This is a genomic window from Rhizobium zaerense (genome assembly GCF_051810725.1).
GTDB lineage: Bacteria > Pseudomonadota > Alphaproteobacteria > Rhizobiales > Rhizobiaceae > Rhizobium > Rhizobium leguminosarum_I.
Map to the genome: position 1 here is coordinate 2,635,374 of NZ_CM132690.1, position 16,168 is coordinate 2,651,541.

12 protein-coding genes and 1 pseudogene are annotated in these 16,168 nt (G+C 61.2%); 9 read left to right on the forward strand and 4 right to left on the reverse strand.

What is annotated here, in order from left to right; translation table 11 throughout:
- Window positions 1-18: 18 nt before the first annotated feature.
- Entirely contained in the window at window positions 19-528 is a 510-nt protein-coding gene (locus ACS4RR_RS12755; protein ID WP_456188870.1) for a GNAT family N-acetyltransferase, read from the forward strand.
- 165 nt (window positions 529-693) lie between these two features.
- A complete protein-coding gene (locus tag ACS4RR_RS12760; protein ID WP_456188871.1) occupies window positions 694-1,311 on the forward strand; it encodes a class I SAM-dependent methyltransferase in 618 nt (205 codons plus the stop codon).
- A 49-nt stretch (window positions 1,312-1,360) separates the two neighbouring features.
- On the opposite strand, the gene ACS4RR_RS12765 is transcribed toward ACS4RR_RS12760, so the two are convergent.
- Genes ACS4RR_RS12765 through ACS4RR_RS12775 form a run of 3 tightly spaced genes read right to left on the reverse strand, consistent with a single transcriptional unit; the run spans window position 1,361 to window position 3,647 of the window.
- Window positions 1,361-1,906 carry an AAA family ATPase gene (locus tag ACS4RR_RS12765; RefSeq protein ID WP_456188872.1) on the reverse strand — a complete coding sequence of 182 codons (546 nt, stop codon included), beginning with the start codon at window positions 1,904-1,906 and terminating at the stop codon, window positions 1,361-1,363.
- A 15-nt stretch (window positions 1,907-1,921) separates the two neighbouring features.
- A complete protein-coding gene (locus ACS4RR_RS12770; protein ID WP_456188873.1) occupies window positions 1,922-2,998 on the reverse strand; it encodes a D-alanine--D-alanine ligase family protein in 1,077 nt (358 codons plus the stop codon).
- A gap of 34 nt (window positions 2,999-3,032) precedes the next feature.
- The gene (locus ACS4RR_RS12775) at window positions 3,033-3,647 is read right to left on the reverse strand and encodes a C39 family peptidase (RefSeq protein ID WP_456188874.1); all 615 of its coding nucleotides are present in this window, start codon (window positions 3,645-3,647) and stop codon (window positions 3,033-3,035) included.
- Between the two features lie 597 nt (window positions 3,648-4,244).
- Between ACS4RR_RS12775 and ACS4RR_RS12780 the strand changes: the two are divergent.
- Window positions 4,245-6,757: pseudogene (locus ACS4RR_RS12780) on the forward strand (class I tRNA ligase family protein); the annotation flags it as partial.
- A gap of 60 nt (window positions 6,758-6,817) precedes the next feature.
- Here ACS4RR_RS12780 and ACS4RR_RS12785 read toward each other — a convergent pair.
- Complete coding sequence (locus tag ACS4RR_RS12785; protein ID WP_222387533.1) at window positions 6,818-7,861, reverse strand: LacI family transcriptional regulator; 1,044 nt, start codon at window positions 7,859-7,861, stop codon at window positions 6,818-6,820.
- Window positions 7,862-8,314: 453 nt separating this feature from the next.
- Here ACS4RR_RS12785 and ACS4RR_RS12790 point away from each other — a divergent pair, with 453 nt between their 5' ends.
- From ACS4RR_RS12790 to ACS4RR_RS12815, 6 genes are all read left to right on the forward strand, one after another.
- A complete protein-coding gene (locus ACS4RR_RS12790) occupies window positions 8,315-9,550 on the forward strand; it encodes an ABC transporter substrate-binding protein (RefSeq protein WP_222387532.1) in 1,236 nt (411 codons plus the stop codon).
- A 183-nt stretch (window positions 9,551-9,733) separates the two neighbouring features.
- On the forward strand, window positions 9,734-10,639 hold the full coding sequence (locus ACS4RR_RS12795; RefSeq protein ID WP_456188875.1) for a carbohydrate ABC transporter permease: 906 nt from the start codon (window positions 9,734-9,736) through the stop codon (window positions 10,637-10,639).
- Window positions 10,632-11,576, forward strand: a complete 945-nt coding sequence (locus tag ACS4RR_RS12800; RefSeq protein ID WP_222387531.1) for a carbohydrate ABC transporter permease — start codon at window positions 10,632-10,634, stop codon at window positions 11,574-11,576. Before ACS4RR_RS12795 ends, ACS4RR_RS12800 begins: the two co-directional genes overlap by 8 nt.
- A gap of 4 nt (window positions 11,577-11,580) precedes the next feature.
- On the forward strand, window positions 11,581-12,672 hold the full coding sequence (locus ACS4RR_RS12805) for an ABC transporter ATP-binding protein (protein ID WP_170255704.1): 1,092 nt from the start codon (window positions 11,581-11,583) through the stop codon (window positions 12,670-12,672).
- 232 nt (window positions 12,673-12,904) lie between these two features.
- The gene (locus ACS4RR_RS12810; RefSeq protein ID WP_260110999.1) at window positions 12,905-15,364 is read left to right on the forward strand and encodes a beta-mannosidase; all 2,460 of its coding nucleotides are present in this window, start codon (window positions 12,905-12,907) and stop codon (window positions 15,362-15,364) included.
- Between the two features lie 37 nt (window positions 15,365-15,401).
- A complete protein-coding gene (locus ACS4RR_RS12815; RefSeq protein ID WP_017964640.1) occupies window positions 15,402-16,163 on the forward strand; it encodes a sugar phosphate isomerase/epimerase family protein in 762 nt (253 codons plus the stop codon).
- The last annotated feature ends 5 nt before the right edge of the window (window positions 16,164-16,168 follow it).

A 16,168-nucleotide genomic window follows, 5' to 3' on the forward strand; every position in this document is an offset into this window, starting at 1 on the left:
GACAGGGAAGGTGACGACATGTCCGAAGCGGGCACGGTGACCATTCGAACCGAGCGTCTCAAGCTCCGCATGCCTGATATCGGCGATTTCGCCGCCTATGCTGAGATCATGGCCTCGCCGCGATCCGTCGGAATGGGCGGCCCGTTCGATCTGCGCGCGGCTTGGGGAATGTTCTGTCACGACGTCGCTCTGTGGCAGCTTTTCGGGCACGGAGCGCTGACGATCGAGCTTGGCGAAACCGGCGAATGCGTCGGTCAGGTGGGGATCAATCACGGACCACTCTTTCCCGAAAAGGAACTGGGCTGGTTCGTCTATGAGGCATACGAAGGCAGAGGCTATGCGACCGAAGCGGCGCTCGCGCTGCGCAACTGGGCCTTCGCGACGCTCAAGTTGCCGTTGCTCGTCAGCTATATCGCTCCCGGCAATGCGGCATCCGTTGCCGTTGCGGAGCGGCTGGGCGCGCGTCTCGATCCCACAGCACCCCGAACGGAGCCTGCCGATCTCGTTTGCCGTCACCTCGCGTCCTGAAACGCGGAACATGGTCTTGGGCGCACTGCGATTGGTTGCAGACGTCTCAGTTCTTACATGTTGATCAGCTACTGCTTAATTCAAAGTGCTACAGCGTCCTTTGCGCGTCTGAAAAGACGCTCGGCGCTGTAGGATATCGGGCTCGGCAAGAGATGGGGATATCGGATGACAGGCGAGAAGCGGGAACACTGGGACGAGGTCTACCGCACGAAATCTGCCGACAGCGTCAGCTGGTATCAGCCGATGCCCGGGCCTTCCTTGCGGGCGCTTGACGAGCTGCAACTGCCGGCCACGGCCTCGCTGATCGATGTGGGCGGCGGCGCATCGAGCCTTGTTGACCGTCTTGTCGAGCGCGGGTGGTCCGACCTCACCGTCCTCGACATCGCTGCGCCGGCGCTCGAAGTCGCCAAGGCGCGGCTGCGGGATGAAGCCGCCCGCATCGCCTGGGTGGTTGCCGACGTCACGTCATGGCAACCCGACCGCCACTACGATGTGTGGCACGACCGCGCCGTTTTTCACTTCCTCACCGAGCCCGAGCAGCGGCTGGCCTACCGCCGCGCGCTCGAAACCGGCACAGCGCCAGGCAGCGTCGTGATTATCGCGACCTTCGCGCCGGACGGGCCGGAACGGTGCAGCGGCTTGCCGGTCCAGCGTTACGACGCGGTGGCGCTTACGACCGAATTCTCGTCCACCTTCGCGCTTCAGCGTGACTGGCGGGAGGAACACACGACACCCGGCGGTGGCCGGCAGTCGTTCCAGTGGTGCGTTTTTCGCAGGCCCTAAACCCTTTTTGAGAAGGCGGGCGGCTGAGCAACACATCTAACGATGTCGTCTACTGCTGCCTCGTTTCCCGAGAGAGGCAGTCGAGGATGAAATCCGCGCGGTCGGCGACCACGATTTTCGGCAGCGTGACAACGTCGTAGCCGAGCTTCGGATAGACGGCGGCAAGTCGATCATATTCGGCGACCGCCTCGTCGAAGCCATGGCGCCGCTCGGGGTCGGTCGTATAGATTTCGGGCCACGGCGGCGTGAGAAAAACCCTCGGATGATAGCGGTGGGCGGCGCTCAATTTTTCCAGGACCGGTTCTCCAGTCAGGTGCTGCAGCGCTGCCGCCGCATCGATCAGCCCGCGATCGAAGAACGTCCAGCCGGCCTGCTCACGCGCCGTCGTGTAGTCAGCCATCGCCATCTCGATTGCGCGGCGGGCAAAGGCCGCCATGTCGACCCAGGGCAGGGCTGCGCAGTCGCCCTCGAGTTCCTGTTTGACGATCCGCCGGCCGGGCTCTTCGATGATGGCACGACCGCGGGCGGCAAGTTCTGCAAGCAGTGTCGATTTTCCACCGCCGGAACATCCCGAAATCAAGACCGACCTGTTCATGATCAAGCTCCCGTCTCAGGCGGATCGGCGGGCGCGCGCCAGGCCGTGGTCCACTAGGCGGTCGATGATTTCGGCATAGGTGACGCCGCTTGCCGCCATGGCCTTGGAATACATGCTGATATCGGTGAAGCCGGGGATGGTGTTGATTTCGTTGACGAGGAACTGCATGTCGGCCGTCAGGAAGAAGTCGATGCGGGCCATGCCATCGCAGCCGACCGCTCTGAAGGCTCTCGCGGCTACGTCGCGCATGGCGGTCTCGATCTCCTGCGGCAGTTCGGCCGGCACTTTCAGCGCCGCACCTTTCTCGTCGACATATTTGGCATCGTAGCTATAGAAACCGTGGCTTTCCGCCGGCACGATCTCGCCCGGCCGGGAGACAAAGAGTTCTCCTGCTGGATCTTCCAATACGCTGAATTCGATCTCACGGCCGCGCACGAATTCCTCGGCGAGCAGCGTGCGATCGTGGCGGAAGGCCTCAGTAAGGGCGGGCGCGAATTCCTGGCTGGCATGGACTTTGGCAACGCCGACCGACGATCCCTGGCGCGCAGGCTTGATGAAGAGCGGCAGGCCAAGCTCGCCTTCCAAGGCTGCCAGTGAAGGGGCGCCACCCTCATGGATCGTCACCGCGCGCGCCACCGGCAGGCCCGCCGCCCTCAGCAGGCGTTTGGCGATGTCCTTGTCGAGCGCTGCGGCGGAGCCGAGGATGCCGCAACCGGCGAGTGGAACGCGGGCCACCTCCGCAGCACCCTGCACCGATCCGTCCTCGCCATGCTGGCCGTGGAGAACAGGAAACAGGATGTCGACCTTTGGTAGGTCATGCGGCGCCCCACGAGCTGGGATTGCCAGCACGCGGCCGCGCCCACCCGGCACCAGGCAGATTTCCGTGCCCGATGAAGGCGTCGCCAGTATGCCGTCCTCGAAACTGCTCAGCAGCCATTGCCCCTCGCGGGTGATGAAAATAGGGATAGCATCGTATTTCTCGGGCTTGAGTGCGCCCATGACATTGGTTGCCGAGAGCACGGAAACTTCATGCTCGGCCGAGCGGCCGCCGAAGAGAACGGCAATGCGCAGCCTGTTTGGGGATGGGGTCATGAAAGCCTCCGAAACGATCTGGTGTTGAATAGGGTCAGGCGTCGACCGATATGCCGCGATTGGCGAAGAAACGGTCGAAGACCGCAAGCGGCAGAGTCACATCGGCCTGGCTCGCTTTGTCGTGGCCGGACGGGTTGTGAAAGCGAATCGTCTCCTGTGAGGCTGACGTCACCAGCACCAGGTGTCCGCCTTTCGAGGGCGGCTCGCGCTCCGGCCAGCGGATGCCCGAGTTCACCGAGGCGATGAAGAACCGGCGCTTCGACAGCAGCCCGAGAATGGCCGATGTCTCGACGCCGGTCACCGTCTCGGCGCCGAGGCCGAAACGGGCGGCGGCGAAGCGGACGAAGGGCGCATAGATCAGCCCTTTGATCGAGGCATCGATCTCGTTGACGACATAACCGCCATAGGCGGTGCAGGCGCGGGCAAGCTCGAGTGTCGGATGGATCTCGCCGCGGGCGGCAAGGATCATCTTCAGGCAGGCCATGCCGCAGACATTGACCGCCCAGCGCGCATATTCCTCGATAGTCGCGGCTCCCGAATGGCGCCAGAGCGGATCGCTGAGCAAGGCCTGCGATCCCTGGGCAAGCACCGGCAACGTCATGCCCGGTGTTTCCCACTGGCTAAAATAGGGCACACCGTTTTGCTGCATCCTGTCGATTCCCCTGTGGTTTGTCTCTGAGATGGCGGGCAATCTGGGCTTTTTCGAGCCGATGCGGCACACCCTGATCATCTAGTCGCTGGCGCCATCCGTCCACCGCGCTATCCTGCGGTGACGCGGCGGGCGAGGCAGTCATCCGAAGATCGCGGCGGTGCTCCGATCAGCTGGTAAGAAACCTGGCGGATCTGAACGGAGCTTTTCGTGCAATACACTCTTGGCATGAGCGATCTTATCGGGCACTCTTGGCTTGTGACTATGGCAACTCAAGCACCAATCGCCCGCAGAAGCGGTACACGACTTATGACCACGGCCTCCTGATCGGAGCCGGGTCGACGCTGTCGTTTGCTTTCCGTTTATTTGCCTGAGTTACCATCCATGGACATCAAATCGTTTCCCAAGCCGTATTGTGCTTTTTCCGTTCTGCAGGCGGTAATGAGATTGCTTGCTGCAACTCCGCACGTGCTTCGACTTAGCCGCGGCTGCCGGACGTCACCGGAGCACCGGCAGCTGTAGCTGCTCCTGAACCAAAGAACGCCTCCATTTTTCAGGACACGCCGCCGCAAAGCCGGCCGGCGCCAGGAGTAATTCATGCCTTATGATCCCACAAAGATCGAACCGAAGTGGCAGGCCCATTGGGCGGACCACCATATCTTCCGAGCGGAAATCGATCCGGCCAGACCGAAATTCTACGCACTCGACATGTTTCCATATCCGTCCGGTGCGGGCCTGCATGTCGGCCATCCTCTCGGCTATACGGCCACTGATATCATGTGCCGATACAAACGCATGCGCGGCTTCAATGTCTTGCATCCGATGGGATGGGACAGTTTCGGCCTGCCGGCGGAGCGCCACGCGATGCGGACTGGCGTGCATCCCGATATCACGACGAAGCGCAATATCGAGACGTTTCGCGGGCAGGTGCGGAGGCTGGGCTTCTCCTATGACTGGAGTCGTGAGTTTGCCACGACCGACCCCGCTTATGTGCGCTGGACGCAGTGGATCTTCCTGAAGCTGTTAGAGAAGGGCCTCGCCTATCAGGCGGAGGTCGCGGTCAACTGGTGCCCGGCCCAGAACGCGGTGCTTGCCGACGAGGAGGTCAAGGACCGGCGTTATGTCGAGACCGGCGATCCCGTCATTCGGCGCAGGATGCGCCAGTGGATGCTGCGCATCACGGCCTATGCCGATCGGCTGCTGCAGGGATTGGACGGCCTCGACTGGCCCGAAAACCTGAAAACCATGCAGCGCAACTGGATCGGACGCTCCGAGGGCGCCGAAATCCGGTTTCCGCTCGAGCACGGCAAAGAGGTCATCACCGTCTTCACGACGCGCCCCGAGACCCTGTTCGGAGCAAGCTATATCGTGCTCGCGCCGGAGCATCCAGCAGTTGCCGCCATCGTCGAGCCGGAAATGCGCGAGGCGGTGGCCGCCTATATTGCCGAGGCCGAAGGATTGGAAGAGACGGCGCGGGCCGATGCCGGGCGCGAGAAGACGGGCGTCTTCACCGGCGCTATGCGATCAACCCTGCCAACGGAGCCCGGCTGCCGGTTTGGGTGGCCGATTACGTGCTGGCTGGCTACGGCACCGGCGCCCTGATGGCGGTGCCGGCTCATGACGCGCGCGACCACGCTTTTGCCCATGCGCACGAGCTGCCGCTTATTCGCGTGATCGACAGCGAGGACGATATCGAAAAGGCGGCTTATGAGGGCGAGGGGACGATAGTCAACTCCGGCTTCCTGAATGGTCTGGCCTCGCCGGAGGCTAGGAAAGCTATGATCGCTTGGATGCAGGCGAGCGGCGCAGGCTGGCCTAAGGTCATCTATCGCCTGCGTGACTGGTTGTTCTCCCGCCAGCGCTACTGGGGCGAGCCGATCCCGGTGCTGCATCTGGCGGACGGCTCGGTGATGCCGCTGCCCGAGGAATGCCTGCCCCTGCTGCCGCCTGAACTGGACGACTACGCTCCGACGCCGGATGGCGAACCGCCGCTTGCCCGTGCGCAGGCCTGGGTCGAAACGATCGTGCCGGGCACCGACATTCCGGCACGGCGGGAGACCAACACGATGCCGCAATGGGCGGGCTCCTGCTGGTATTATCTCAGATTCCTCGATCCGGAGAACACCAGCGAACCCGTCGGGCGCGAAGCCGAGCGCTATTGGATGCCGGTCGATCTCTATGTCGGCGGCGCCGAACACGCGGTCCTGCATCTGCTCTATGCCCGCTTCTGGCACAAGGTGCTTTACGACATCGGCGTCCTTTCGACGGAAGAGCCGTTCCAGCGGCTGTTCAACCAAGGCATGATCCTTGCTCATTCCTACCGCGACGCGGCAGGCCGGTATTACGAGCCGTCTTCCGTCGTCGGCAAGGAGGGTAGATGGTTCGCTGGGCCGGTCGAAGTGCAGCGCGCCGTCGAGAAGATGTCGAAGTCGCAGCTGAACGTTGTTAATCCCGACGATGTCGTCCATCAGTTCGGGGCCGACGCCTTGCGCCTGTACGAGATGTTCATGGGACCTCTGGACGCGGCAAAACCCTGGCAGACCGCTGGCGTGATCGGCGTGCGTCGGTTTCTGGAGCGTGCCTGGCGTATTGTCTGCGACGAGAGCGACGGATTGTCTCCAGTGGTGCTGGAGGTGGCTCCCAGCCCGCAGCTTCTGCGCTTGCGCCACCAGACGGTGAAGGCCGTGACGGCGGATATCGAAGCAATTCGGTTCAATACCGCGGTTTCCCGGCTGATGGAACTGGCCAACGCACTGACGTCGGAAGCAGCGCGTCCGCGCGAAGTGGTGGAGACATTCGTGCTGTTGCTCGCACCCTTTGCGCCTCACATTGCGGAGGAGTTGTGGAGCAAGCTTGGTCACGGGGAAACACTGACATGGGTTTCCTGGCCCACCTTCGATCCTGTAATGATCGAGATGGAGACCCGCGAATATGTCGTGCAGATCAACGGCAAGGTTCGCCACCGCTTCGAAGCCGCCGCCGATCTCGGCGAGGCGCTGCTTGCAGCAGCGCGATCCGAACCTTCCGTCATGGCCTTACTCGACGGCAAAACGGTGGTCAAGGAAGTTCTGGTCCCGGGGCGACTGGTGAATTTCGTCGTCGACGACCTGTGATGATCCAAAGCTGATCGTCGGATTTGGGCCCGACGATCCGTTCCCTCAACCGACCGCCTACCTGCTGCTCTCCGGCCAGGTCGGCTGGCTTACGCTCTGCAGCAGTTCCGGTTCGACGCCGTCGATGCGGGCGATGACGGCTTTGGCCATTTCGCGGCCGGCTTGGCGCACGTCTTCCTGGGCGGTGATGATCTCGGGGCGGATCCAGTTCAGGATCGGCACCGATTGCTTGGAGACCATGTCGAGATCGCGACCGAGTGCCTTGCCGGCGGCCTCGATGCCGGCATTGACGGCGATTGCAGCACTGCCGGCCGAACAGACGATGCCGTCAGGGGCGTTGGCCGAGCGCATCATCACCTCGACGATGTCGCGGATGTCGGCGAGCGGTGCGTCGGTGTTGACGCGCAACGGCACTTCCTCGGCGCCGTAATCATGCAGGCCGGTCTGGAAGCCGATGCGGATGTGGGCGTAGTAGGTGAGCTTGCTCGGCGGCTGCAGCAGGGCGATGCGGCGCCGGCCGCGCTTGACGAGCTTTTCCACGGCCTGATGGGCGAAGGCCTCGTTGTCGAAATCGTGGAAGGGGTGCGTGAGACCCGCATCGGTGCGCCCATGCGTGGCAAAGGGCATGCCGCGCTCGCTCAGCAGCTTTACGCGCGGATCGTCCGGCTCGATGCGGGAGATGATGACGCCGTCGGCCGAGCCGGTATCGAGGATATAGCGCACCGGCAGCATCGGGTCCTTGCTGTGGGAATGCGGCGTGATGACGATATGATAGGGCGTGCCGGATAGCACCTCGGAGATGCCGAAGACCATCTGGCTCGAGAAGCCCATGATCTCCTCGTCGATGCTGAGAACAAGGGCGATGACGTTGGTCTTGCCGGTGCGCAGGCGCACACCTGCCCTGTTCGGCTGGTAGCCGAGCTGGCGGGCGACCATGCGCACGCGCTCCTTGGTTTCCGCCCCAATATCCGGCGCATCCTTCAGCGCGCGCGACACCGTCGTCACGCCAAGGCCGGTCATGAAGGCGATCGTCTTCAACGTCGGGCGCTCGCGCGCTGCCGGCGTCGATGCCGCGTTCCCGAAATTTCCCTTGTTTTCCATCCCTTTAGGCCGTCCTGCGCGAATTGGTGACGCTTATAGAGGCTTTTTCCAGCGTCGTAAGCCCGCCGCATGCCAAAATCGCACCTCCCTGAGGAATGCAATCTGTAACGATACAGTAGAAATGTCGAGTGCTTTTTGTTGTGTGCATTGCAGCATCATACGCATAGGTTGAATCGCCAATTCGTGCTCTGTTTTTTTGCGATTGCGAAGAGGCTAAATCGCTCGGCTAAATATATCATGTAAAATTATTATGTAAATTCAAATGGCTAAATTGAAAACGCATGTGCGAGACCGGCCGACTGAATATCGCTTCAGGGGATGCGGCGCCTCTGATGGAAACAGCCAAAAGTAGCAATTCCCGTTATCGCGGAAAAATTTGCCTGCGGGCAGTTGCGTGGAGAAATCGATTGATCTAAGTTTTTCCGGCAACGTTTCAGTGAGGGAGGAGAACTCATGAAAATCCGTATATTGGCGACCATGCTTGCCGCCTCGGTCGCGCTTCCGTTCGGCGCCGCCAACGCCACCGATCTCGAAGTCACGCACTGGTGGACTTCGGGCGGTGAATCCGCTGCCGTCGCCGAGCTGGCAAAGGCATTCGACGCCACCGGCAACCACTGGGTCGACGGTGCTATCGCCGGTTCCGGCGGCACTGCCCGTCCGATCATGATCAGCCGCATCACCGGCGGCGATCCGATGGGTGCCACTCAGTTCAACCATGGCCGCCAGGCCGAGGAACTAGTTCAGGCCGGCCTGATGCGCGATCTGACCGACGTGGCGACCGCCGAGCACTGGAAGGATATCATTCGTCCGTCGAGCCTGCTCGATTCCTGCACCATCGACGGCAAGATCTACTGCGCTCCCGTCAACATCCACTCCTGGCAGTGGCTGTGGCTTTCGAACGCTGCCTTCAAGAAGGCCGGCGTCGAAGTTCCGAAGAACTGGGATGAGTTCGTCGCTGCGGCTCCGGCTCTCGAAAAGGCCGGCATCATTCCGCTCGCCGTCGGCGGTCAGCCGTGGCAGGCGACAGGCGCTTTCGACGTGCTGATGGTCGCGGTTGCCGGCAAGGATACCTTCAACAAGGTCTTCAAGGACAAGGATGCGGAAGTTGCCGCCGGTCCTGAAATCGCCAAGGTGTTCAAGGCGGCCGACGACGCTCGGCGCATGGCCAAAGGCAGCAACGTCCAGGATTGGAACCAGGCCACCAACCTTGTCATCACAGGCAAGGCCGGCGGCCAGATCATGGGCGACTGGGCACAGGGTGAGTTCGCGCTCGCCGGTCAGAAGGCCGGTACCGACTATACCTGCCTCCCGGGCCTCGGCGTGAACGAGATCATCTCGACCGGCGGCGACGCCTTTTACTTCCCGCTGCTGAAGGACGAAGAAAAGTCCAAGGCGCAGGCGGTGCTTGCCAAGACCCTGCTCGATCCCAAGACCCAGGTTGCCTTTAACCTGAAAAAGGGTTCGCTGCCGGTTCGCGGCGACGTCGATCTCGCTGCCGCTAACGACTGCATGAAGAAGGGTCTCGACATCCTGGCCAAGGGCAACGTGATCCAAGGCACCGACCAGCTGCTTTCGGCCGACAGCCAGAAGCAGAAGGAAGACCTTTTCTCCGAATTCTTCGCCAATCCGTCGATGACGCCGGAAGACGCTCAGAAGCGTTTCGCCGGGATCATCGCTTCTGCTGACTGATCAGCAGATTCGCTGCCCTTGCGGTCCGGCTCCCATCGGGGCCGGATCGTTCCGGACGGTCGGTGATGGTCCGGCGGGCGGCGGCGTCTCTCTGGTATCTTCAGCAGGTTTCAGAGGTGGAGACGACAGGCGGCGCCTTGCCGTTCTGTTAGTTGTCGCAGTTGCGATTGAGGAGAAGTGTTTATGACGGGTCAAGCGCGAGCAGGCCGGCCAAACAAGTTGCTGCGCAATCTGAATGCCAAGATTGCGTCCATCCCGATGATCCTGACAGCGCTGGTGATCTTTGTCGGCGGCACGTTTTGGACGATCTTTTATTCTTTCACAAATTCCAAGCTCCTTCCGCGGCTGAGCTTTGTCGGCATCGATCAGTACCAGCGCCTCTGGGCGGCACCCCGCTGGGTGACAGCGATCGAGAATCTGGCTGTCTACGGCATCCTCTCGCTGATCTTCAGCCTGGTCATCGGTTTCATGCTCGCCGCGCTGATGGACCAGAAAATCCGCTTCGAAAACACCTTTCGCACCATCTTTCTCTATCCCTTCGCGCTGTCCTTCATCGTGACCGGCCTCGTCTGGCAATGGATTCTGAACCCCGATTTCGGTATTCAGGCGGTGGTCCGCTCGATCGGGTGGACGAGTTTCACCTTCAATCCGCTCTATACGCCTGAAATCGTCATCTACGGCATTCTCATTGCTGCGCTGTGGCAGGGAACGGGTCTCGTCATGTGCCTGATGCTTGCCGGCCTGCGTGGGATCGACGAGGACATCTGGAAAGCGGCGCGCGTGGACGGCATTCCGATGTGGAGGACCTATCTCTTCATCGTCATCCCGATGATGCGGCCGGTCTTCATCACGACGATCGTGATCATCGCCTCCGGCATCGTCAAGGTCTACGACCTCGTGGTCGCGCAGACATCGGGCGGGCCGGGCATCTCTTCGGAAGTGCCGGCGAAATATGTCTACGACTACATGTTCCAGGCGCAGAACTTGGGGCAGGGCTTTGCTGCCTCGACCATGATGCTCGTCACAGTCGCGATCATCATCGTTCCATGGGCTTATCTGGAATTCGGCGGAGGGCGCAAACGTGGCTGATATAGAAACGCTCAACACGGTTGTTGCCGGGATGGACGCCGTTGCACCAAAACTCGGCGAAGGCCCCAGCGGCCCCCGGCCACGCCCGGCACTGTCGGCGCGCAACATCATGCTCTACGGCACGTTGATCATCGCAGCGCTTTACTATCTGCTGCCGCTCTATGTGATGGTGGTGACTTCGCTGAAGGGCATGCCGGAAATCCGGCTCGGCAACATCTTTTCGCCGCCGGTGGAGGTCACCTTCGAACCCTGGGTGAAAGCCTGGGCGCAGGCCTGCACCGGCCTCAACTGCGATGGCCTGTCACGCGGTTTCTGGAATTCGGTGCGCATCACGGTGCCGTCGGTCATCATCTCGATCGCGATCGCCTCGGTGAACGGCTACGCGCTGGCCAACTGGCGCTTCAGAGGCTCTGAGCTTTTCTTCTCAATCCTCATCATCGGGGCATTCATTCCCTATCAGGTCATGATCTATCCGATCGTCATCATCCTGCGCGAAATCGGCATCTACGGCACACTGACCGGCCTCGTCATCGTGCATTCGATCTTCGGTATGCCGATCCTGACGCTGCTCTTCCGCAATTATTTCGTGTCGCTGCCGGAGGAACTGTTCAAGGCGGCGCGTGTCGACGGGGCGGGCTTCTGGCAGATCTTCCTGCGGATCATGCTGCCGATGTCGCTGCCGATCTTCGTCGTCGCGATGATCCTGCAGGTGACCGGCATCTGGAACGACTTCCTGTTCGGCGTGGTCTTCACCCGGCCGGATACCTATCCGATGACCGTGCAGCTCAACAACATCGTCAATTCCGTCCAGGGCGTGAAGGAATACAACGTCAACATGGCGGCAACGATCCTGACGGGTCTCGTGCCGCTCATCGTCTACTTCGTGTCGGGACGGCTTTTCGTCCGCGGCATCGCCGCCGGCGCAGTGAAGGGTTGATCTCATGAATATGAATGCAAGCGTCTCCATCAAGGATCTGTCCCTGAACTTCGGTGCGGTGAGCGTGCTGAAGGATCTCAACCTCGACATCAATGACGGCGAATTTCTCGTGCTGCTCGGCTCGTCCGGCTGCGGCAAGTCGACCTTGCTGAATTGCATCGCCGGCCTGCTTGATGCCTCGGAAGGGCAGATCTTCATCAAGGGCAAGAACGTTACCTGGGAAGAGCCTAAGGACCGCGGCATCGGCATGGTGTTCCAGTCCTATGCGCTCTATCCGCAGATGACCGTCGAGAAGAACCTGTCCTTCGGTCTTCGCGTCGCCAAGGTGCCGCAGGCAGAGATCGACAAGCGGGTGGCGCGTGCCTCCGAAATCCTGCAGATTCAGCCGCTGCTGAAGCGCAAGCCGGCCGAGCTTTCCGGCGGCCAGCGCCAGCGCGTGGCGATCGGCCGGGCACTGGTGCGCGATGTCGACGTTTTCCTGTTCGATGAGCCGCTGTCCAATCTCGACGCCAAGCTCCGCTCGGAGCTGCGCGTCGAGATCAAGCGCCTGCACCAGTCGCTGAAGAACACGATGATCTATGTCACCCACGACCAGATCGAGGCGCTGACGCTTGCCGACCGCATCGCCATCATGAAGAGCGGCATCATCCAGCAGCTCGATGATCCGACGACGATCTACAACAGGCCGCGCAATCTGTTCGTCGCCGGTTTCATCGGCTCGCCGTCGATGAATTTCCTGCACGGCGAGCTGGTCAAATCAGGCGGCGGCATTGCCTTTTCAGCCAACGGCGTCATTTTCTCGCTCGCTGCCTACGACGCTAGCGAGATGCTACAGCCCGGCCGCAAGGTGGTGCTCGGCGTTCGTCCAGAACACATCAAGGTCAACGAGAATACCGGCGGCGAAGAACATGACGCCACCGTCGATATCGAGGAGCCGATGGGCGCGGACAATCTGCTGTGGCTGAAACATGCCGGTCACACGATGTCGGTACGTGTCAACGGCGCACGCCGCTTCAATGTCGGAGCCAAGGTTAAGCTCAGCTTCGACATGACGGTCGCCTCGGTCTTCGACGCCGAAAGCGAGCTGCGTCTCTAGAAGGTTCTGCGGGCGGGGCGAGTTCGGCGAGAGGGCCAACTCCACTCTCCGTCATCCTCGGGCTTGACCTGATGATCCATGCCCGTGGCTGCTGGTGGATGCGGTGTGGATCCTCGGGTCAAGCCCGAGGATGACGGAGAGTGAGGCGGCCGGAAGGAGCCCTGACGAACGACAACTACCGGACGACGACCAAACGCCGTCTCTTTCAAAATCATAAATCGGAAACGATATCGTGACGCATCGATCAACTACTCCCAACATCGACCTTTCCGGTTCGTGGCAGCTTGCCTCCGTCGACGGTGAGATCCGCACGGCGATCATGCTGCCGGGCGACGTGCACACGGCGCTGCACCGGGCAGGACTGATCCCCGATCCCTATTTCGGCCGCAACGAGGAAAAGGTGCAGTGGGTCGCGGAACGTGAATGGGCTGTCGAGCGCAGCTTCACGCTTCCTGAGGTCGAGGGCGACTGGTATCTCGATATCGACTATCTCGACACGGTCGCCAGCGTCCACGTCAACGGCTTCCTGGCGCTCGAAGCCGATAACAGCTTCCGCCGCTACCGGCCCGATGTCTCCAGCATGCTGAAATCAGGCGACAACAGCATCCGCATCGTCTTTGCCTCCAACATCGCCGTCGGCGCTGCGCGACAGAAGCAGCAGCCCTTCTACATTCCCTACAGCACGGGCAACTCGCCGATCCCCGACGGCAACATGCTGCGCAAGCCGCAATGCCATTTCGGCTGGGACTGGAATATCGCCATTGCGCCGCTCGGCCTTTACGGGATGATCGCGCTGAAGAAGCTCGAAACCGCGCGCATCGAACATGTGGTCACCCGCCAGACCCATAATAACGACGGCTCGGTGGACCTCAAAGTGACGGCGACGCTGTTTTCCAAGGGGCCAGACATTGCCCAGGTCTATTTCGAGCTCGACGGCGAGCGCGTGCGCCTGGATGTCGGTGTCAATGGCGAGACCCATGTCAACCACCTCTTCCATATCGACAATCCACGCCTCTGGTGGCCCTCCGGCAGCGGCGAGCAGGCGCTCTACAGGCTTTCCGTCGAGTTGCCGACCGATGAGGTGACCAAGCAGATCGGTCTTCGCACCGTCGAGCTGATCACCACGCCGGATGCGTCAGGCAGCCGCTTCGCCTTCAAGGTCAACGGCCGCGAGATTTTCTGCCGCGGCGCCAACTGGATCCCGGCCGACGCGCTGTTTTCGCTGTCTTCGCCTGAGAAGACCGAGGATCTGCTGCAATCGGCCAAAGCCGCCAATATGAACATGATCCGCGTCTGGGGCGGCGGCTTCTACGAGCAGGATCATTTCTACGATCTCTGCGACCAGCTGGGCCTCATGGTCTGGCAGGACTTCATGTTCGCCTGCAACCTCTACCCCTCGACCGAGGACTTCCTCGACAATGTAACGATCGAGGTCGATTACCAAGTGCGCCGGCTTTCCTCGCATCCGTCGATCGCGCTCTGGTGCGGCGACAACGAGCTGGTCGGGGCGCTGACCTGGTTCGAGGAATCGAGGAAGGACCGCGACCGCTATCTCGTCTCCTATGATCGGCTCAACCGCACGATCGAGCAGGCCGTGAAGAAGGCGCTGCCCGGCGCGCTCTGGTGGCCGTCGAGCCCGGCGTCCGGCTATCTCGATTTCGGCGATGCCTGGCATGCCGACGGTTCCGGCGACATGCATTACTGGTCGGTCTGGCACGAGAACAAGTCGTTCGACAATTACCGTTCGGTGCGTCCGCGCTTCTGCTCGGAATTCGGCTTCCAGTCCTATACCTCGCTGCCTGTGATCAGGACCTATGCCGAGGAGAAGGACATGAACGTCGCTTCCCCCGTCATGGAGCTTCACCAGAAGAATGCCGGCGGCAACGAGCGCATCGCCGCCACGATGTTCCGTTATTTCCGCTTCCCCAAGGATTTTCCGAACTTCGTCTATCTGTCCCAGATCCAGCAGGGGCTGGCGATCAAGACGGCGGTGGAATACTGGCGGTCGCTCAAACCCCATTGTATGGGTACGATCTACTGGCAGCTCAACGACACCTGGCCGGTGGCATCCTGGTCGAGCCTCGATTACGGCGGCCGCTGGAAGGCGATGCACTACCTCGTCAAGCGCTTCTTCCAGCCGGTCGCGGTCGCTGCCATTCCTTCCGATGACAGAGAGACGATCCGCCTCTCGCTGGTCAATGACACGCTTGCCGATGTCAGCGTTGATCTTGCAGTCTCGATCCTGACGGTAAAGGGCGAACGCCGGCACCTGAAGGACGTGCAGGCTGTGTGTTCGCCGGATGCGGCCGTCACTGCCACGAGCATTGACGTCTCCGATATTCCCGAGGGAACGCTGCTTGCCTGGCACTTCACCGCGTCGAACGGTACGGGCGGCGAGGGGCATTACGTCAACGGCACATACAAGGCGCTGGAGCTGGAGCCCTCGGGCCTGACAGTTACCCACGAATATGTCGAGGAGAATGGTTCCGTCGACATCAACGTCACCGCTAGTGGACTTGCGCTTTTCGTGATGATCGAAACCGAGACCGACGGCAAATATTCCGACAACGCCTTCGATCTTGCGGCCGGCGAGAGCCGCCGCATCACCTTTACCCCGGCACGGCCGCTTGATCGTGGCGCGCTTCCGGAGTTCCGGTTCTACGACCTGTATTCCTGCCAGTCGGCGGATTGATCTTGCAAGAATGGGCACGAGGCCCAAGGAGAACATGATGACGAAACTCAGCTACCAGCTCTATAGCGCCCGCAACTTCCAGCCCTATTCTGTGATTTTCGAAAAGCTCGGCAAGGCTGGCTATGCCGAAGTCGAAGGCTTCGGCGGCATCTATGCCGATCTCGACGATGCCGGGCTGAAGAGCCTTCGCGCCGATCTCGACAAGAATGGCCTGGTCATGGCGACCGGCCATTTCAGCCCTGATTTTCTGGAGAAGGAAGTTCAGAAGTCGCTTGATATTGCCAAGATCCTCGGCATGGATTCGATCTATGCGCCACATCTGGCGGCCGAAGAACGCCCGTCCGACGCTGCCGGCTGGGTCGCCTTCGGCAAGCGCCTGCAGGAGATCAGCAAGCCTTATAAGGCTGCCGGCTACGAATTCGGCTGGCACAATCATGATTTCGAATTCTTCAAGCTGCAGGACGGCTCGCGGCCGATCGAGCACATCTTCGAAGGCGCGCCCGATATTTCCTGGGAAGCCGACATTGCCTGGGTTATCCGCGGCGGCGCCGACCCCTTCGCCTGGATCGAGAAGCTTGGGTCCCGCATCACCGCCGTGCACGTCAAGGACATCGCGCCGGCTGGCGAGGCGACGGATGAGAGCGGCTGGGCCGATGTCGGTCACGGCAAGGTCGAGTGGGCCAGGCTGATGACGGCGTTGCGCGCCACCAAGGCCAAGCACTACGTCGTCGAACACGATAACCCGAATGACATCGATCGCAACATCAGCCGCTCGATCGCATCCTTCCAGACCTACTGAGGCTT